This is a genomic window from Sphingobium scionense (genome assembly GCF_014197035.1).
GTDB lineage: Bacteria > Pseudomonadota > Alphaproteobacteria > Sphingomonadales > Sphingomonadaceae > Sphingobium > Sphingobium scionense.
This window is the reverse complement of the sequence record NZ_JACIEU010000003.1, coordinates 152,307-168,408: the sequence shown is the minus strand read 5'-3', so window position 1 is coordinate 168,408 and position 16,102 is coordinate 152,307. Positions and strand designations below refer to the sequence as shown.

16 protein-coding genes and 2 tRNA genes are annotated in these 16,102 nt (G+C 63.0%); 10 read left to right on the top strand and 8 right to left on the bottom strand.

The genetic code is table 11. The annotated features are described in order from the left end of the window. Window positions 1-11 precede the first annotated feature (11 nt). Window positions 12-233 (top strand): hypothetical protein, encoded by a 222-nt coding sequence (locus GGQ90_RS04445; RefSeq protein WP_029547748.1) that lies wholly within the window; start codon window positions 12-14, stop codon window positions 231-233. On the opposite strand, the gene GGQ90_RS29250 is transcribed toward GGQ90_RS04445, so the two are convergent. Beyond that, window positions 221-676 (bottom strand): hypothetical protein, encoded by a 456-nt coding sequence (locus GGQ90_RS29250; protein WP_246428121.1) that lies wholly within the window; start codon window positions 674-676, stop codon window positions 221-223. The genes GGQ90_RS04445 and GGQ90_RS29250 overlap by 13 nt on opposite strands. Here GGQ90_RS29250 and GGQ90_RS04440 point away from each other — a divergent pair, their 5' ends adjacent. From GGQ90_RS04440 to GGQ90_RS04425, 4 genes are all read left to right on the top strand, one after another. Further along, entirely contained in the window at window positions 677-1,267 is a 591-nt protein-coding gene (locus GGQ90_RS04440) for a PAS domain-containing protein (RefSeq protein ID WP_246428120.1), read from the top strand. A gap of 166 nt (window positions 1,268-1,433) precedes the next feature. After that, complete coding sequence (locus GGQ90_RS04435; protein ID WP_188081014.1) at window positions 1,434-1,880, top strand: TadE/TadG family type IV pilus assembly protein; 447 nt, start codon at window positions 1,434-1,436, stop codon at window positions 1,878-1,880. Continuing rightward, complete coding sequence (locus GGQ90_RS04430; protein WP_188081013.1) at window positions 1,877-3,520, top strand: pilus assembly protein TadG-related protein; 1,644 nt, start codon at window positions 1,877-1,879, stop codon at window positions 3,518-3,520. The genes GGQ90_RS04435 and GGQ90_RS04430 overlap by 4 nt, the downstream gene beginning before the upstream one ends. Before the next feature lie 126 nt (window positions 3,521-3,646). Then, on the top strand, window positions 3,647-5,095 hold the full coding sequence (locus GGQ90_RS04425) for a cobyric acid synthase (RefSeq protein WP_188081012.1): 1,449 nt from the start codon (window positions 3,647-3,649) through the stop codon (window positions 5,093-5,095). Between the two features lie 72 nt (window positions 5,096-5,167). On the opposite strand, the gene GGQ90_RS04420 is transcribed toward GGQ90_RS04425, so the two are convergent. The 4 genes from GGQ90_RS04420 to GGQ90_RS04405 all read right to left on the bottom strand — a co-directional run bounded on the left by GGQ90_RS04420 (window position 5,168) and on the right by GGQ90_RS04405 (window position 6,000). Continuing rightward, a tRNA-Arg gene (locus tag GGQ90_RS04420) sits at window positions 5,168-5,244 on the bottom strand. A gap of 120 nt (window positions 5,245-5,364) precedes the next feature. After that, the gene (locus GGQ90_RS04415) at window positions 5,365-5,547 is read right to left on the bottom strand and encodes a hypothetical protein (protein WP_188081011.1); all 183 of its coding nucleotides are present in this window, start codon (window positions 5,545-5,547) and stop codon (window positions 5,365-5,367) included. A 90-nt stretch (window positions 5,548-5,637) separates the two neighbouring features. After that, entirely contained in the window at window positions 5,638-5,817 is a 180-nt protein-coding gene (locus tag GGQ90_RS04410) for a hypothetical protein (protein WP_188081010.1), read from the bottom strand. 106 nt (window positions 5,818-5,923) lie between these two features. Next, window positions 5,924-6,000, bottom strand: a tRNA-Arg gene (locus tag GGQ90_RS04405). Window positions 6,001-6,138: 138 nt separating this feature from the next. Here GGQ90_RS04405 and GGQ90_RS04400 point away from each other — a divergent pair. Continuing rightward, a complete protein-coding gene (locus GGQ90_RS04400) occupies window positions 6,139-6,630 on the top strand; it encodes a hypothetical protein (protein ID WP_188081009.1) in 492 nt (163 codons plus the stop codon). Window positions 6,631-6,669: 39 nt separating this feature from the next. On the opposite strand, the gene ppdK is transcribed toward GGQ90_RS04400, so the two are convergent. From ppdK to GGQ90_RS04385, 3 genes are all read right to left on the bottom strand, one after another. Beyond that, window positions 6,670-9,369: a pyruvate, phosphate dikinase gene (gene ppdK / locus GGQ90_RS04395; RefSeq protein ID WP_188081008.1), complete on the bottom strand. Its 2,700-nt coding sequence runs from the start codon at window positions 9,367-9,369 to the stop codon at window positions 6,670-6,672. A 139-nt stretch (window positions 9,370-9,508) separates the two neighbouring features. Beyond that, window positions 9,509-11,779: a glycine--tRNA ligase subunit beta gene (gene glyS / locus GGQ90_RS04390; protein WP_188081007.1), complete on the bottom strand. Its 2,271-nt coding sequence runs from the start codon at window positions 11,777-11,779 to the stop codon at window positions 9,509-9,511. 106 nt (window positions 11,780-11,885) lie between these two features. Continuing rightward, window positions 11,886-12,758 (bottom strand): glycine--tRNA ligase subunit alpha, encoded by an 873-nt coding sequence (locus GGQ90_RS04385; protein WP_004207307.1) that lies wholly within the window; start codon window positions 12,756-12,758, stop codon window positions 11,886-11,888. Window positions 12,759-12,892: 134 nt separating this feature from the next. On the opposite strand from GGQ90_RS04385, the gene GGQ90_RS04380 reads away from it, so the two are divergent. From GGQ90_RS04380 to pth, 4 genes are all read left to right on the top strand, one after another. Further along, window positions 12,893-13,819 (top strand): TraB/GumN family protein, encoded by a 927-nt coding sequence (locus tag GGQ90_RS04380; RefSeq protein WP_188081006.1) that lies wholly within the window; start codon window positions 12,893-12,895, stop codon window positions 13,817-13,819. A gap of 4 nt (window positions 13,820-13,823) precedes the next feature. Then, window positions 13,824-14,717, top strand: coding sequence for a TraB/GumN family protein (locus GGQ90_RS04375; RefSeq protein ID WP_188081005.1), 894 nt, complete (start codon window positions 13,824-13,826; stop codon window positions 14,715-14,717). A gap of 114 nt (window positions 14,718-14,831) precedes the next feature. Further along, window positions 14,832-15,443 (top strand): 50S ribosomal protein L25/general stress protein Ctc, encoded by a 612-nt coding sequence (locus GGQ90_RS04370; RefSeq protein WP_188081004.1) that lies wholly within the window; start codon window positions 14,832-14,834, stop codon window positions 15,441-15,443. Between the two features lie 84 nt (window positions 15,444-15,527). After that, window positions 15,528-16,097, top strand: coding sequence for an aminoacyl-tRNA hydrolase (pth, locus tag GGQ90_RS04365; RefSeq protein WP_188081003.1), 570 nt, complete (start codon window positions 15,528-15,530; stop codon window positions 16,095-16,097). Window positions 16,098-16,102: the final 5 nt, after the last annotated feature.

Here is a 16,102-nt window from a genome sequence, read left to right as displayed (position 1 = left end):
GGATGAGTCTGATGGAACGGATCAAACGCCTCTTCACGATCAAGACCAAGTTCGAGGCTTTCCTCGTGATCTACGCGCTTGCGCTGGGCGCCAGCGAGCGCGGGGTCGTCTATATGCACCAATATCCCGGTGTTGGCGGCCAGTTGCTTGCGCTAGCCTGTTCTGGCGCAGTCTTCATGGCGGGCGGAAAAATGCTCGACGCCTTGGAACTCCAGCGCAGTTATGGCTCTTGATACTGCCTGAACACCATTGCTCGCAAAGCAACACCGGTTCGCCGCACATAAGGGATATTGCGTAGCCGACGCCCGTTGGTCAGCGTCTGTTTCCCTGCAACCCAGATTTGGGAGAGGGTCAAACCATGCCGGATGACATAAGCGATCGAAGTGTCACAGCTGCGGAACTGGTCCGAAACTTTGCCCATTGGCGCGAGATCGGTGCACGCCATCCGCTTCTGATCACCCACCATGGCCGAGAGACCCATGTTTTCATGGGCTTGGATCGTTTTCGAGCGCTGGCTGGCCAGGACGAACCCGATCAGAATCCCGATCGGTTGCGTGAACTGGCGGTGCGCATGGCTCAGGGTCTTATCCTGTGCCGCGCAGACTTTCGCATCGACTTGATCAATCCGGTCGCCCTGGCCATGGCACGCCGCTGGGATCGCCGATTGGAAGGGCAAATGCTTTGGGACGCCCTGCCGGAACTGGTCGGCACCCTCACCGAAGCCCATGCCCGTCACAGCCAGATCTCCGGCGAAATCAGCGCCGCAGACATCCCTTCGCCCTTCCGCGACGATAGCTGGCTCCATGTCGAGGCCTTTCCTTTCGAGGACGGGATCGGCCTGCTGTTGCGCGACATCACCTCTGACGTGCAACGCCACCGGCTGGCAGACGTCAAATCAGCCATTCTCAAGGCGATGGGCATCCACGGCGGCGTCGGCTATGCGCGCCTCTCCAACCGCGGTTTCATCGAATATGTCGATGCCACCATCTGCACGTTGGTAGGCCTGCCGGAATCCCGCCTGATCAACGCCTATATGACCGACCTGATCGCCCTGCCGCAACGCCCGCATTTCCGCCAGGAACTGGAGGCGGTACTGCGCGGCGAGGGCGATCGCCGGGTCCAGGCCCACCTGCTCACCAATGGCGGCGCGTTGCTGCCGATGGAGGGCGCGCTCGTCCAGTTGCGGGGCACCTATGGGACGGAGGGCGTAGTGATGGTGATGACCCCACCCGCCTCCGCCGAAAATGGGGAATCAGCGCGCCAATGATGTAAAATCCTGCGGCCATGGTGGGTTTGCCCGCGCGGACCGTTTATTCTTGCCCGAAAATGTCCAAAAAGCCCCGAAAACGGTACTTTTGATTTACGCAATTCGCACATAATGTGCGCGCAGTTTGCGAACCGCTTTTTGAATGTTGCGCCTTTAATGGAGTGGTATGCGGAACCATCCCCTCCATGCGGCGCTCCGCCTCGCCCGACTGGGCCGGGCCATTTACCCTCATGAGCGTGGCAGCGTGCTTGTCGAAGCCGCTTTCGCTCTTCCTTTGATGATTATCCTTTTGCTTGGCATCCTGCTCTATGGCGGCTGGCTGATGACGGCCCACAGCCTGCAGCAGGCCGCCAATGATGCGGCCCGAGCCGCCGTGGCCGGCATGACGACGACCGAACGCCGCGCGCTGGTCGACGAAAGCGTCAACGCCAGCCGCCCATCCTTCCCGTTGCCCGGCGCGCAGACGATCGGCGTCGCGGTTAATGCCAACAGCGGCTATTATACGGTTACCCTGACCTATAATCTCAGCAACGCCCCCTTCTTTTCCGCTGCCATCTTCCCGCTGCCCGCCACCCAGATCCAGCGAAGCGCCGTCGTTCGGATCGCGTCATGACCCGGACGCGCAACCGCATGGGCGGCCTGCTTGCCGACAAGCGCGGCGGCATCAGTGTCCTGCTGGCGGGATCACTGTTCATGCTCGCCGGCGCCGCCACGGTCGCCGTCGACCTGGGTTCGGTCTATCTTGCCAAGCGCCAGTTGCAGGGCGTGGCCGATGCCGCCGCGCTGGCGGCGAGCAGCGGCGGGCGATCGGCCGCCGAAGCGCTGCTGACCAAGAGCGGCGTTTCCGGCGTGTCGCTGGTCGCCGTGCAGACCGGCTTTTACGACCAGAATACATCCGTCGCTGTCAGCAATCGCTTCGTATCGGGCGACCCCCGTGCCAGCGCGATCCAGGTCCAGGTTCAACGACGGGCGCCCCTGTTCTTTGGTCGACTGCTGGTCGGCCGCGATGGTGTCGACGTTCGCGCGCACGCCACCGCCGCGCGCTCCGACGCCGCGGCCTTCTCCATCGGCACCGGCCTTGCCTCACTCAGCGGCGGCCTTCCCAACATGCTGCTGTCGGCCCTTGCCGGGACGGAGCTTAATCTGTCGGTCATGGACTATCAGGGCCTGGCCAATCTGAACGTCGACCTGCTCCATTTCGCCGACGCCCTTAAGGTCCGCACCGGACGCAATGACGCTGCCTATGGCGAGTTGTTCGGTGCCAATATTCCATTGTCCGATGTCATCGGCGCGATCGCCGATACCGCGGACAATAGTGGCACGGCCGCCTTGCTCCGCAATATCGGCGCCAAGGTGCCGGGCAAGAGCGTGAAGCTGAGCGACGTCATCGACCTGGGACCAATGAAGGGAACCGGCAGCTCGACCGGCCAGCCCAGCCTGCTGCTCGACTCCTTCTCGATGCTGCGCATGGTGTTGAGCCCGCCATCGTCGACCGCCGTGCCGATCGACCTGACGCTGAACGTGCCCGGCCTAACCAGTACGCGGCTGAAAATGATCACCGGCACCGGCCAGGCGAGCACGCCCTTGATCAGCATTACCAACGACAAGAATTTCATTCTGCGCACGGCGCAGACGCGCATCTTCCTGGAAAGCCGTGTCGCCACCTTGCTGACCGGGATCGCGACGATCCGCATCCCCCTCTATGTCGAACTGGCGTCGGCGGAAGCGCAATTGTCCAATATCGTCTGCGATCAGGGGGCCATCAACAATGGCGTGACCTTGGGGGTAAAGCCGTCGATCGGCACGGCGGTGATCGGCGACGTCGATGAAGCGGCGCTCACCAATTTCTCGGCTCCTGCCAATCCGCGTACCGCGACCCTGGCCTCGGTCCTCGGATCGCTGACCCAGGTCCACGCCTATGCCAATATCGCGCTGGGCGGCGTGACCCAGCAGAATGTGCTGTTCACGCCCAGCGACATTTCCGGGCAGCAGAGCAAGACCGTCAGCACCCAGGACCTGACCCAGGGATTGGCCTCCAGCCTGGCAAACCAGACCAAGGTCACGGTGACGCTTGCGGGTCTGCAACTACCGCTCAGCCCGCTTCTCTCCCCCGTCTTAAGCCTCTTGGGTGACACGGCGCCCATTCTCGACGGCCTGCTGAGCAACCTCACCGCGATCCTGGGCGTGAAACTGGGTACCGCGACGGTCAAGGTCCACCAGATGCGATGCGGGATGCCGACGCTGGTCGCCTGATACGCTAAGAACCTGTTTGGAAAATGCGCGGAAGAGCGCATTTTCGATGCGGCATGCGCCAGAGGCGCATTTCCAAACAGACTCTAAGCGCTTGCCATCATTGCTTCCGACTTGCAGGAACATGCCATGGGCGCAATCATGCTGCAGGGAACCGGATCGGACGTCGGCAAATCGGTGCTGGTGGCGGGGCTATGCCGCGCTCTCCTCCGCCGGGGCTATCGCGTCCAGCCATTCAAGCCACAAAATATGTCGAACAATGCCGCCGTCACCGTGGACGGCGGCGAGATCGGACGCGCACAGGCGCTACAGGCGATCGCCTGCGGGGTCGAGGCGCATACGGACATGAACCCGGTGCTGATGAAGCCGCAGGCCGACCGGACATCCCAGTTGATCGTCCATGGCCAGGTGCGCGGCACATTGGGCAGCGGCAATTTCCGCAGTGCGCGCGGGCAGTTATTGGGCGCCGTGCTGGAAAGCTATGAACGACTGAAGGCGCGATGCGACATCGTCGTCGTCGAAGGCGCCGGCTCGCCAGCCGAAATCAACCTCCGCGCCGGCGACATCGCCAATATGGGCTTTGCCCGCGCGGCCGAGGTACCGGTGCTGCTGGTCGGCGATATCGACCGGGGCGGTGTGATAGCCGCCATCGTCGGCACCAGGGCGGTGATCGATCCGGATGATGCCGCGATGATCCGCGGCTTCCTGATCAACAAATTCCGGGGCGATCCGGCGCTGTTCGAGGATGGCTATCGCCAGATCGAGACGCTGTCGGGCTGGCGCGGCTTTGGCGTCGTGCCCTGGCTGGATGCTACGGCCCGTTTGCCCAGCGAGGATGCCGTCGTGCTGGAACGGACGGCGCAGACGGAAACCGAGCGAACGGTCATTGCCTGCCCGATCCTGCCGCGCATTTCCAATTTCGACGATCTCGACCCGTTCAAGCTCGATCCCGGCGTGGAATTGCGCATGGTGCCGCCCGGTCAGCCAATCCCGGCCGAGGCCGCGCTGATCGTCCTGCCCGGCTCCAAGGCGACGATCGCCGACATGGTGGCCATGCGCGCGCAGGGCTGGGACATCGACATATTGGCGCACCATCGGCGCGGCGGCGCGATCATGGGCATTTGCGGCGGCTACCAGATGCTCGGGCGCCACATCGCCGATCCTGACGGAATCGAAGGGCAGATTGGCACGATCCAAGGCCTTGGCCTGCTCAATGTCGAGACGCGGCTATCGGCCGGCAAACGGCTGGAGCGAGTAGAGGGCGTGGCGCTGGATGCCGCTTTTGGCGGCTATGAGATGCATATCGGCGAAACGGCTGGCCCCGACTGCGACCGCCCATTTGCCAGCCTTGCCGGCTATCGTGATGGCGCGATCAGCGCCGACGGCCGGGTGATGGGCACTTATGTCCATGGACTGCTTGCCAGCAGCCCACTGCGCGCAGCCCTGCTTGCCCGACTGGGCGTCAATGGCGGCGTGGCGGATTATGATCGGTCAGTCGACATGGCGTTGGATGCGATCGCCGCCCGGCTCGAAGAGCATCTGGATATCGACGCGATCGTCGCCTTGGCGCTCGGCTGAGCGCCCCGCTCCAGAACGCCAAATGGGCCGAAAACCCTACGGTTTTCGGCCCATTTTATTCCTGAGAAGGAATGGTGCACCCGGAACGATTCGAACGTCCGACCCTCAGATTCGTAGTCTGATGCTCTATCCAGCTGAGCTACGGGTGCGTTGTGGAGGCGCAGATATAAGGGCCGGACTGATCTGGCAAGCCCTTAAAAGCATGGATGTGAAATTTATGCGAAAATAGCCGATAAAAGACCGTATTTCCAGAGCTTGCACTCTAAGCCCTATCGCGTCCGCCGCGGCCAGGGATGAAGAATAGGGATGTAGATGGCGGCAATGATACCCAGTGCCAGAAATGTGAGGCCGATCGCCAGGGCAATCAGCCAATAGCGCGGATCTTCCTGCGACACGAACCATCCCGCAATCAGCGACGGGATGAACAGAAGGAGGCGTGCGATCCAGACCATGGATATTCCCCGCATGTCGAACGATGCGGTGATCCTAGCATGCTGACTTCGGCAGGGAAATATTCTGGAAGCCTTTCTGTTTCCTGCCGGTCATTCCCGATAGGGTGCCCGCAGTCGCATGCCCTTGGTCCGACTGGTCAGATGATAGTGGCGACAAAGGGCGCAGCGATAAGGGCGCAGGACGATATCGGCCCGATGGACGACAGCCCAGGCTTCATCCTCCGTGACATAGCGTGCCTTGCGGTTGCAGATGCCCAATGTGGTGCGCATGACAGGATTTTTCTTCAGATCGCGATCATCGTCAATGTCGATGAATGCAACAAAATCCCACGCAACTACAGCATGTTGCGTTCGATCGTTCAGCGATGAAGGAAAATGGTGCACCCGGAACGATTCGAACGTCCGACCCTCAGATTCGTAGTCTGATGCTCTATCCAGCTGAGCTACGGGTGCGTTGGAGTGGCGCTGTTAGAAGCGTCCGGTGGCACTGGCAAGCACTTTCTTTCACTTTTTTCGACAATGCCCGAACCATGGGCGTTTTCGGCAACTTCCGGGCGGGCCGATCGTTTCGACACTGGAAAGGATGCCGATATGATCTTCACACCCAATGAGATTGCGCTGCTGCTGGTGGCGCTGCTGGCCGGGTTGGTACTGGGCCTGATGATGAGCGGCAGGGGCAAATATAAGCGCCTGTGGCGCGAGGAACAGAGCGCCCACCACCATGCCATCCGAGATCGCGATGCGCGGCTGAAGGCCGCCAATGAGCGCATTGGCGAACTGGAGCGGCAATCCGCGCCGATCGCCCCCGGCACCGCAACGGCAGTAGCGGGCGGCGTGCATGGCCGTGATGACCTCAGCCGGATCAACGGCATTAGTCAGACACAGGAGATCGCGCTCAACGAGGCAGGCTATCACCGCTATGGCCAGATCGCGGCGCTGAATGGCGAGCAGGAGGCGACGCTGGAGGCGCGGCTCGGCCTCAAACCCGGCACGATCGCGCATGAAGACTGGCGTGGCCAGGCCAGCGCACTGGAACGGGGCGAGAAGCCCGGCCTGCTGAGCCGCCTGACTGGTCAGGCCTGAAATGAAGAAGGGCGGGAGTTTGCCTCCCGCCCGTTCCTCTTACTTGTTCGCCAGAGCCGCCTGCGCGGCGGCCAGGCGGGCGATCGGCACGCGATAGGGCGAGGCCGAGACATAATCGAGGCCGGTAGCCTCGCAGAAGGCGATCGACGCCGGATCGCCGCCATGTTCCCCGCAGATGCCCAGCTTGATGCCAGGGCGGGCAGCCCGGCCGCGTTCGGCCGCCAGTTCGATGAGCTGGCCCACGCCCTCCACATCGATGCTGACGAACGGATCGCGAGCGAAGATGCCCTTGTCGACATATTGCGTCAGGAAGCGACCGGCATCGTCACGGCTGATACCGATCGTGGTCTGCGTCAGGTCGTTGGTGCCGAAGGAGAAGAATTCGCCGACTTCGGCGATCTCGCCGGCCTTGAGCGCCGCGCGGGGCAGTTCGATCATCGTGCCGACCAGATAGTCGACCGACGCGCCCTGCTCGGCGAAGACATCCTTGGCGACCTGATCGACGATCGCCTTCATCAGTTCCAGTTCCTTGCGGGTCGCAACGAGCGGGATCATGACTTCGGGGATCGGCGCTTCGCCGCTGCGCTGCTTCACGATCAGCGCGGCTTCGAAGATGGCGCGGGCCTGCATCTCGTAGATTTCGGGATAGGTCACGCCCAGACGGCAACCGCGATGGCCCAGCATCGGGTTGAATTCATGCAGTTCGGCCGCGCGGCGCTTGAGCGTTTCGACGCTGACGCCAGCACCCTTGGCCACTTCCTCGAATTCCGCTTCGCCATGCGGCAGGAATTCGTGCAGCGGCGGGTCGAGCAGGCGGATGGTCACGGGCAGGCCGGCCATCACCATGAAAATCTGGGCGAAATCGTCGCGCTGTTCGGGCAACAGCTTGTCGAGTGCAGCGCGGCGACCCTTCTCGCTGTCGGCCAGGATCATCTCGCGCACGGCGGTGATGCGGGCTGCGTCGAAGAACATATGCTCTGTCCGGCACAGGCCCACGCCCTCGGCACCGAAATCGCGCGCGGTCTGGCAGTCGAGCGGCGTTTCGGCATTGGCGCGCACCTTGAGGCGACGGACCTTGTCGGCCCATTCCATCAGGATGCCGAAGTCACCGGCCAGTTCGGGCTGCACGGTCGGCACTTCGCCCGCCATGACTTCGCCGGTGGCGCCGTCGATGGTCAGGATGTCGCCTTCCTTCAGCTCCCGGTTGCCGATCCGCAGGATCTTGGCCTTGCTGTCAATCGACAGGCTGCCCGCGCCCGAGACGCAGGGACGGCCCATACCGCGCGCCACCACGGCGGCGTGGCTGGTCATGCCCCCGCGCGCGGTCAGGATGCCCTTGGCCGCGTGCATGCCATGGATGTCTTCAGGACTGGTTTCGACGCGGACCAGGATGACCGCATCGCCCAGTTCGTTGCGACGCTCGGCGGTGTCGGCATCGAAGACGATAAGGCCGCTGGCCGCGCCCGGCGAAGCCGGCAGCCCCTTGGTCAGCACATCGCGCGGCGCCTTGGGATCAAGCGTGGGGTGCAGAAGCTGGTCGAGCGCGGCGGGATCGACGCGGGCGACGGCTTCTTCCTCGGTGATCAGGCCCTCATTAGCCATATCGACGGCGATCTTGAGCGCGGCCTTGGCCGTGCGCTTGCCCGAGCGTGTCTGGAGCATCCAGAGCTTGCCCTGCTGCACCGTGAATTCGATGTCCTGCATGTCGCGATAATGGGTTTCGAGGATGTCGAACACCCGTGCCAGTTCGGCATAGGTTTCCGGCATCGCCTCTTCCATCGACAGCGGCTTGGCCCCTGCCCGCTCGCGCGCCTGAAGGGTCAGATATTGCGGGGTGCGGATGCCGGCGACGACATCCTCGCCCTGGGCGTTGATCAGATATTCGCCATAATAGGCATTCTCGCCGGTGGCCGGGTCGCGGGTGAAGGCAACGCCGGTGGCCGAGGTGTCGCCCATATTGCCGAACACCATCGCCTGCACATTGACGGCGGTGCCCCAGTCGCCCGGAATCGAGTTCAGGCGGCGATAGACCTTGGCACGGTCGGCCTGCCACGATCCGAACACAGCCGAGATCGCGCCCCAGAGCTGGTCATGCACGCCCTGCGGGAAAGGCTTGTTCCAGAGCTTTTGGACGAGTGCCTTATATTCGGCAACCAGCGCCTTCCAGTCGTCGGCAGTCAGTTCGGTGTCGAGCGTGTAGCCCTGATCTTCCTTGGCGATTTCAAGGGCTTCCTCGAACGCGCCATGATCGAGTTCGAGCACCACGTCCGAATACATCTGGATGAAGCGGCGATAGCTGTCCCAGGCGAAACGCTCGTCGCCCGATGCCGCGGCCAGGCCCAGAACGGTCTCGTCATTGAGGCCGAGGTTGAGGACGGTGTCCATCATGCCCGGCATCGAGATGCGCGCGCCCGAGCGGACCGAGACCAACAGCGGATCGGCGGCGTCGCCGAATTTCTTGCCGGTGACAGCCTCGATATGGGCGATGCCATTGGCGACTTCCGCCTTCAGGCTTTCGGGATAGACGCCACAGTCGGTATAATAGCGGGTGCACATTTCGGTGGTGATGGTGAAGCCCGGGGGCACCGGCAGGCCGATCGCGGCCATGCCGTCAAGGTTGGCGCCCTTGCCGCCCAGCAGATTCTTGTCGCCCTTACCACCGTCGTTCACGCCGCCGCCAAAACGATAGACATAGCGCGTCGAAGTGATGCTCATCTGGGCCTCTTCCGTCATAACCATAGTTCCGGCTCTCCCTGCACTGATTGCCGAGTTGTGCGATGCAATAATAATGCCGCAATTAGCGGCTTAGACCATTAGGGGATAGGACTTATCCCGCTTAACTTCGCATATTTCCCGCAGATTTTGGAATTTCGTTTCCTTATCCTGTAATCTTCGAAAAGTCGGCGACATTGTGCACTGCATCACGGACCCGCGCCAGCAGCGCGAGGCGAGTCGTGCGCTTCGCCGGATCAGCATCATTCACCGTCACGGTCTCAAAGAAGGCGTCGATCGGCGCACGGAGCGTCGCGAGCGCAGCCATGGCGCCTTCAAACTCCTCGGCCGCGACAGCCTGTGCCGCCTGCGGTTCCGCCGCGTCGAGCGCAGCGATCAGATCAGCTTCCGCCTTTTCGGGTTGATAGGAAAGTCCCAAATTCGTCATGCCAGCGGAAGCTGGCATCTCAGGCGTCGGCGCACCATCGCCCGAGACCCCAGCCTTCGCTGGGGTGACGGTCAGATCGGGCGCTTCCTTCTTGAGGATATTGGCAGCGCGCTTGTAACCCGCGAGCAGATTGGCACCGTCATCGGTCGCGACGAAGGATTGAAGCGCCTTCACGCGAGCGAGCAGGCGAACAAGGTCGTCCTCGCCGCCCAGCGCGAACACCGCGTCGATCAGGTCGTGACGAACGCCGGCTTCCTTCTGCTGGACCTTGAGGCGATCAGCGAAGAAGTCGAGGAAGGGCACGTCCGATGCAGCGAAAGCGCCGACAAAGGACTTGATTTCCGGTCGTGCAAGATTGGCCGCCTGCCATTCGACATCGGTCACCTTCCCGGGATCGAAACCGAACTTGGCCAACGTCTGTGCATCGACATCCGCCAACGCCTTGGTGTTCAGGAACACGTGGCGATAGACATGATCGCTCAGCGCCTCGGCATGGACCTTCTTCAAGTTCAGGCGCAGGTTGCTCTGTTCCAGCAGGCGCAGGATCGACAACGCCGCACGGCGGAGAGCGAAAGGATCCTTCGACCCAGTCGGCCCCTGTTCGATGCCGAAGAATCCGACCAACGTATCCAGCTTGTCCGCCAGGCTGACCGCCACCGTGACCGGCGCGGTGGGGACGTCATCGCCCTGCCCGACCGGCTTATAATGATCGCGGATCGCGTCGGCGACAACATCCGGCAGACCTTCGGCACGGGCATAATAGCCACCCATCACGCCCTGCAGTTCGGGGAATTCGCCGACCATTTCGGTGACGAGGTCCGCCTTGCACAGTTCCGCCGCCTGACGCGCCAGCGCCGGGTCGCAGTTCGGCACGATGCCTTCGCTCGCCAGCCATTCGGCCAGCTTGGCGACGCGCTCGACCTTGTCGGCGACGGTGCCCAGCTTCTCATGGAAGGTGATGCGGCCAAGCTTCTTCGCCTGATCGGCGAGCGGGGTCTTGCGGTCCTGTTGCCAGAAGAAACGGGCGTCGCTGAGGCGCGCGGCCAGCACCTTGCGGTTGCCGGCGACAATCGCCACGCCGCCATCCTTCGCCTCGATATTGGCGGTGCAGATGAAGGCCGGGGCCAGCTTCCCAGCAGCGTCACGCAGGACGAAATATTTCTGGTTGATCCGCAGGGTTAGCTGAATGACTTCAGGCGGAACCTCAAGAAATTCCGGATCGAAATCGCCCAGCAAGGGCACCGGCCATTCGGTCAGGCCGGCATTTTCCGCGACCAGGCCCTTGTCCTCGATCACGCTATAGCCCTTGGCCGCGGCAGCTTCGCCGGCCTTCGCCTCGATGATCGCCTGACGCTCCTGATGCGAGACGATGACATGGGCCGCTCGCAGCTTGTCGGCATAGTCATCGGCGCCGTCGATGCGGATCGCGCCGGTCGAATGGAAGCGATGCCCCACCGTCTCGCGGCCAGCCTCGATCCCTTCGATCGACAACGGCACCATTTCGCCACCCAGCAGCGCGATGATGCCCTGCAGCGGGCGGACCCAGCGCAGGCTTTCGGTGGTGGCGCTGGCCGCGCCCCAGCGCATCGACTTGGGCCAGGGGAAGGCGCGGATCACCGCCGGTACGGCTTCGGCCAGCACGTCGGTGGTGGCGCGGCCGGGCTTGTTCACCACGGCGAACCAGACGCCGTCGCGATCCTCAAGCTGATCCTGGGCCAGGCCGGTCTTGCGCAGAAAGCCTTCAAGCGCCTGCGCCGGAGCACTGGTGCGGGGGCCTTTGAACTCCTCGCTGACCGCCGCGGTTTCCAGCGGCAGGTCGCGGGCGATCAGCGCCAGGCGGCGCGGCGTGACGAAACTGTCGATCGACGCGGGCTTGAGCCCGGCCTTGGCCAGTTCCTCGGTGAAGAGGCGGGCCAGATCGTCGGACGCCTTCAATTGCATGCGCGCGGGAATTTCCTCGCAGCGCAGTTCGAGGAGGAAATCGGTCATGCGATTTCCTCCGAAGCCCCAGCGCAGGCTGGGGCCGCGAGCGAATGCAGTGCCACATGGCCCGAGATCCCAGCCTTCGCTGGGATGACGATATTATTCATGGTCATCAGGCGGTCCATCCGTTGGTCTTCATCCACGCTTCGCAGCTACCCTTCGCCATGTCGCGGACCTGGCCCATATAGCTGGCGCGTTCCTGCACGGAGATCACGCCGCGCGCCTGCAGCAGATTGAAGGTGTGACTGGCCTTGATCGCCTGCTCGAAGGCCGCGAGCGGCACATCATTGGCGATGCACTGGTCATATTCGGCCTTGCAGTCCTTGAACCAGCGGAACAGCTTTTCGGTGTCGGCGACCTCGAAATTCCACTTCGACATCTGCCGCTCATTTTCCAGGAACACGTCGCCATAGGTGACGCCCTGGTCGTTGAACTTCAGGTCATAGACGCTGTCCACGCCCTGAATATACATGGCAAGGCGTTCCAGGCCGTAGGTCAGCTCGCCCGCGACCGGCTTGCAGTCATAGCCGCCCATCTGCTGGAAATAGGTGAACTGGGTGACTTCCATGCCGTCGCACCAGACTTCCCAGCCCAGGCCCCAGGCGCCGAGCGTCGGACTTTCCCAGTCATCCTCGACAAAGCGGATGTCATGGACCAGCGGATCAATGCCGATTTCCCTGAGGCTGCCCAGATACAGCTCCTGCAGGTTCGCAGGGCTGGGCTTCATGATCACCTGATATTGGTAATAATGCTGCAGCCGGTTCGGGTTCTCGCCATAACGGCCGTCGGTCGGACGGCGGCTGGGCTGGACATAGGCCGCGTTCCAGGGCTTTGGCCCCAGGCTGCGCAGCGTGGTTGCCGGGTGGAAGGTGCCCGCGCCCACTTCCATGTCATAGGGTTGCAGGATGACGCAGCCCTGCTTGCCCCAATAAGCGTGCAGGGTCAGGATCAGGTCCTGGAAGGAAAGCGCCTTGCCTTCAGCCACGGATGGTCCTCGTAAAATAGCGTTCTTCAGATGTCGCGCGCCTTGGCGCAGGCCGGGCCAAGGGTCAAGGAAAAGCGGCGTCGAACAGGGTTAAGCCGCTTGCCCTGCGCGCCCGGCGCCCGCATGGAAGGGATATGAGACTGACCGCTTTCCCGTCCCGCTGGCTTTCCGCGGGACTTTTGCTGCTCGGCGCCTGGGGCCAGACCCAGCCCGTCGCCGCCCGCGAACCCGTCAACATCGCCGTCAACGTCGCCCCTGCCCTGTGGCAGGTGAAGGATGACGACACGACCATCTATCTGTTCGGCACGGTCCATGTGCTGAAACCGGGGATCGACTGGTTCAAGGGCGGGGTTAAGCAGGCGTTCGACGCGTCGGACGAACTGGTGCTGGAAATCATCGAACCCGACAATCCCGGCGAGATGGCGCAGATGATGGCGGGCAAGGCGATGGCGACCGATCGGGTCGCCCTGTCCACCCGCCTCTCCCCCGAGGCCGCGCAGAAATATCGCGCGGCGATGGTAGGTGCCGGCGTGCCCTGGCAGTCGTTCGAGGCGTTCAATCCGTGGATGGCGGGCATGATCCTGTCCGTCGCGCCGCTGCAGAAGCTGGGCTATCAGTCCGACATCGGTGCGGAGAAGATATTGCGCGCCGCCGCACAGAAGGCCAGCAAGAAGGTCGGCGCGCTGGAAACGGTGGAGCAGCAGCTCAATTTCTTCGCCGACCTGCCGATGGCGCAGCAGGTCCAGTTTCTAAATGCCACGGTCGAGGGCATGGACGGGATGGAAGGCGAGTTCGCCGCCCTGCTCAACCACTGGCAGACCGGCCAGCCGGAAAAGCTGGCGGACGAGATGAATGATTCGCTCAAAGCCACGCCGGAACTGGCGCAGGTGCTGCTGATCAACCGCAACGCCAATTGGGCCAAGTGGATCAAGGCGCGGCTGGACCAGCCGGGCACCATATTCGTCGCCGTCGGCGCGGGCCATCTGGCCGGCAAGGGCAGCGTGCAGGATCAGTTGAAGGCGCTCGGCATCGCCAGCACCCGCGTAAAGCAAGGAAAGTAAGTTGATGAACCGCTGGATGATCCGCTTCCTGGCGCTCTGCGGCCTGACCCTGCTGGCCGCCTGTGGCAGCGAGCAGCAGAAGGCCCCTGCCCCCAAGGTCGAGGCAGGACAGGGACCGGCGCTATGGCGGGTCGAACGAGCGGGCCTGGACGGCTGGATCTTCGGCACCATCCATGTCCTGCCCGAAGGGGTCGACTGGCAGACGCCGACGATCAAGCAGGCGTGGAAGGATGCCGACCAACTGGTGCTGGAGGCCGCCGACCTGCAGGACCAGCAGAAGACGCTTGGCCTGTTCGAAAGCATGGGCCGCAGCCCCAACCTGCCCGCGCTCGACGCGCGCGTGCCGGCGGGAGAGCGCCCCGAACTCGACCGGATCGTCAAGGAAGGCGGCACCAGCGCGCAGGCGCTGTCGGGCTATGAAAGCTGGGCGGCGGCGATGCTGCTGTCGGCCGCGTCCCAGCAAAGCCTGAATGTCAGCCAGGAAAATGGTGTCGAACCCGCCCTGATCGCCGCCTTCAAGGGCCGGCCGATCGGCGGCCTGGAAACCATAGAGCGCCAGTTCGGCGCCTTTGACGGCCTGCCCGAAGCGGCGCAGCGCAAGCTGCTGATCCAGACCGTTCATGAAGCCAAGGACATGAAGGCGCTCTATAATCGCATCCTGACCGCCTGGGCCAAGGGCGACATGGAGGCGATCGCGAAAGAGGACCAGAATGGCGAGCAGCCCGACCCGGTGGTCGAGGATGCGATCCTGACCGCGCGCAACCGCGACTGGGTCGGCGCGGTCGACAAGTTGAAGGGCCGCCCCTTCATCGCGGTGGGTGCCGGGCACCTGACCGGCAAGGACAATCTGATCGATCTGCTCAAGGCCAAGGGCTACAAGGTCACGCGCGTGCAATAGACCAACGCTAAACTTGCTTTATCGCCGCTTTCTGCTAAAGGGCCGCCTTCCCGCGATGGTCATCCCTGGAGGCGTGGCGGGAAAATGTATCAAATTTGCTTTTGGAGACACGCAATGAGCGAGCAGCTTACGCTGTCGGCCGAGGCACGCGATCGGGCAGGCAAGGGAGCCTCCCGCGCCCTCCGCCGTGAGGGCCGCGTACCCGCCGTCATCTATGGAATGAACGAAGAACCCCTGTCGATCCACGTCGAGGAAAAGCTCCTCAACAAGCAGCTCGGCACCGGTCACTTCTTCAATTCGGTCATCATGGTCGAAGTCGGCGGCAAGACCGTCCGCACCCTCGCCAAGGATGTGGCCTTCCACCCCGTGACCGATCGTCCGCTGCACGCCGACTTCCTGCGCGTTTCGGAACATGCCACCGTGACCGTCGCTGTCCCGGTGCGCTTCGAGAATGAAGACGCCTCGCCCGGCCTCAAGAAGGGTGGCGTGCTCAACGTCGTCCGTCACGACGTCGAACTGGTCGTCGATGCCGCCGAGATCCCCGATGACGTCGTCGTCGACCTCAAGGGCTTCGAAATCGGCGATTCGATCCACATCAGCGCCGTGACCCTGCCCAAGGGCGCGAAGGCTGCGATCGAAGACCGCGACTTCACCATCGCCACCATCGTCGCTCCCTCGGCTCTCAAGAGCGCCGAAGGCGAAGCCGCCGAGGGCGAAGGCGAGTAATCGCCTTACAGCTTGCTTGCAGGCTGGAAATTCCGATCCCGTCCGCCTATCGGCGGGCGGGATTTTTCTTTGGAGCCGTGAAAAATGCAGATCTGGGCCGGCCTCGGCAATCCGGGGCAGCAATATGCGATGCACCGGCACAATGTCGGCTTCATGGCCGCGGACCTGATCGCCGACATGTATCGCTTCTCGCCGCCCAGGAAGCAGTTCCAGGGCTGGGTGCAGGAAGGGCGGATCGGCCCGGAGAAGATCATCCTGCTGAAACCCGCCACCTTCATGAACGAAAGCGGCCGCGCGATCGGCGAGGCGATGCGCTTCTACAAGCTGACGCCGCAGGACGTGACCGTCTTCCACGACGAACTCGACCTTGCACCGATGAAGGTCAAGGTGAAGCGCGGCGGCGGCAATGCCGGCCATAATGGCCTGCGTTCGACAGACGCCCATATCGGAAATGATTTCCGCCGCGTGCGCCTGGGCATCGGCCATCCCGGCCACAAGGACAAGGTCCATGGCTATGTGCTGGGCAATTACCACAAGAGCGAGATGGACGCGCTGGCCGCCATGCTGGGCGCGGTCGGCGCCGAGGCGGAATGGCTGGCCAAGAATGACGACGCCCGCTTCATGAACGAAGTGGCGCTGCGACTGGCCGACTGAACCGG

Excerpts from the sequence above, each read along its gene's own strand:
- GGQ90_RS04440 (WP_246428120.1), top strand. The coding sequence starts at position 677 with ATGCTTTGGGACGCCCTGCCGGAACTGGTCGGCACCCTCACCGAAGCC.
- GGQ90_RS04425 (WP_188081012.1), top strand. The coding sequence starts at position 3,647 with ATGGGCGCAATCATGCTGCAGGGAACCGGATCGGACGTCGGCAAATCG.
- GGQ90_RS04410 (WP_188081010.1), bottom strand. The coding sequence starts at position 5,817 with ATGCGCACCACATTGGGCATCTGCAACCGCAAGGCACGCTATGTCACG.
- ppdK (WP_188081008.1), bottom strand. The coding sequence starts at position 9,369 with ATGGTTATGACGGAAGAGGCCCAGATGAGCATCACTTCGACGCGCTAT.
- GGQ90_RS04415 (WP_188081011.1), bottom strand. The coding sequence starts at position 5,547 with ATGGTCTGGATCGCACGCCTCCTTCTGTTCATCCCGTCGCTGATTGCG.
- GGQ90_RS04445 (WP_029547748.1), top strand. The coding sequence starts at position 12 with ATGGAACGGATCAAACGCCTCTTCACGATCAAGACCAAGTTCGAGGCT.
- GGQ90_RS04400 (WP_188081009.1), top strand. The coding sequence starts at position 6,139 with ATGATCTTCACACCCAATGAGATTGCGCTGCTGCTGGTGGCGCTGCTG.
- GGQ90_RS04370 (WP_188081004.1), top strand. The coding sequence starts at position 14,832 with ATGAGCGAGCAGCTTACGCTGTCGGCCGAGGCACGCGATCGGGCAGGC.
- GGQ90_RS04375 (WP_188081005.1), top strand. The coding sequence starts at position 13,824 with ATGAACCGCTGGATGATCCGCTTCCTGGCGCTCTGCGGCCTGACCCTG.
- GGQ90_RS04430 (WP_188081013.1), top strand. The coding sequence starts at position 1,877 with ATGACCCGGACGCGCAACCGCATGGGCGGCCTGCTTGCCGACAAGCGC.
- GGQ90_RS04435 (WP_188081014.1), top strand. The coding sequence starts at position 1,434 with ATGCGGAACCATCCCCTCCATGCGGCGCTCCGCCTCGCCCGACTGGGC.
- GGQ90_RS04380 (WP_188081006.1), top strand. The coding sequence starts at position 12,893 with ATGAGACTGACCGCTTTCCCGTCCCGCTGGCTTTCCGCGGGACTTTTG.
- glyS (WP_188081007.1), bottom strand. The coding sequence starts at position 11,779 with ATGACCGATTTCCTCCTCGAACTGCGCTGCGAGGAAATTCCCGCGCGC.
- pth (WP_188081003.1), top strand. The coding sequence starts at position 15,528 with ATGCAGATCTGGGCCGGCCTCGGCAATCCGGGGCAGCAATATGCGATG.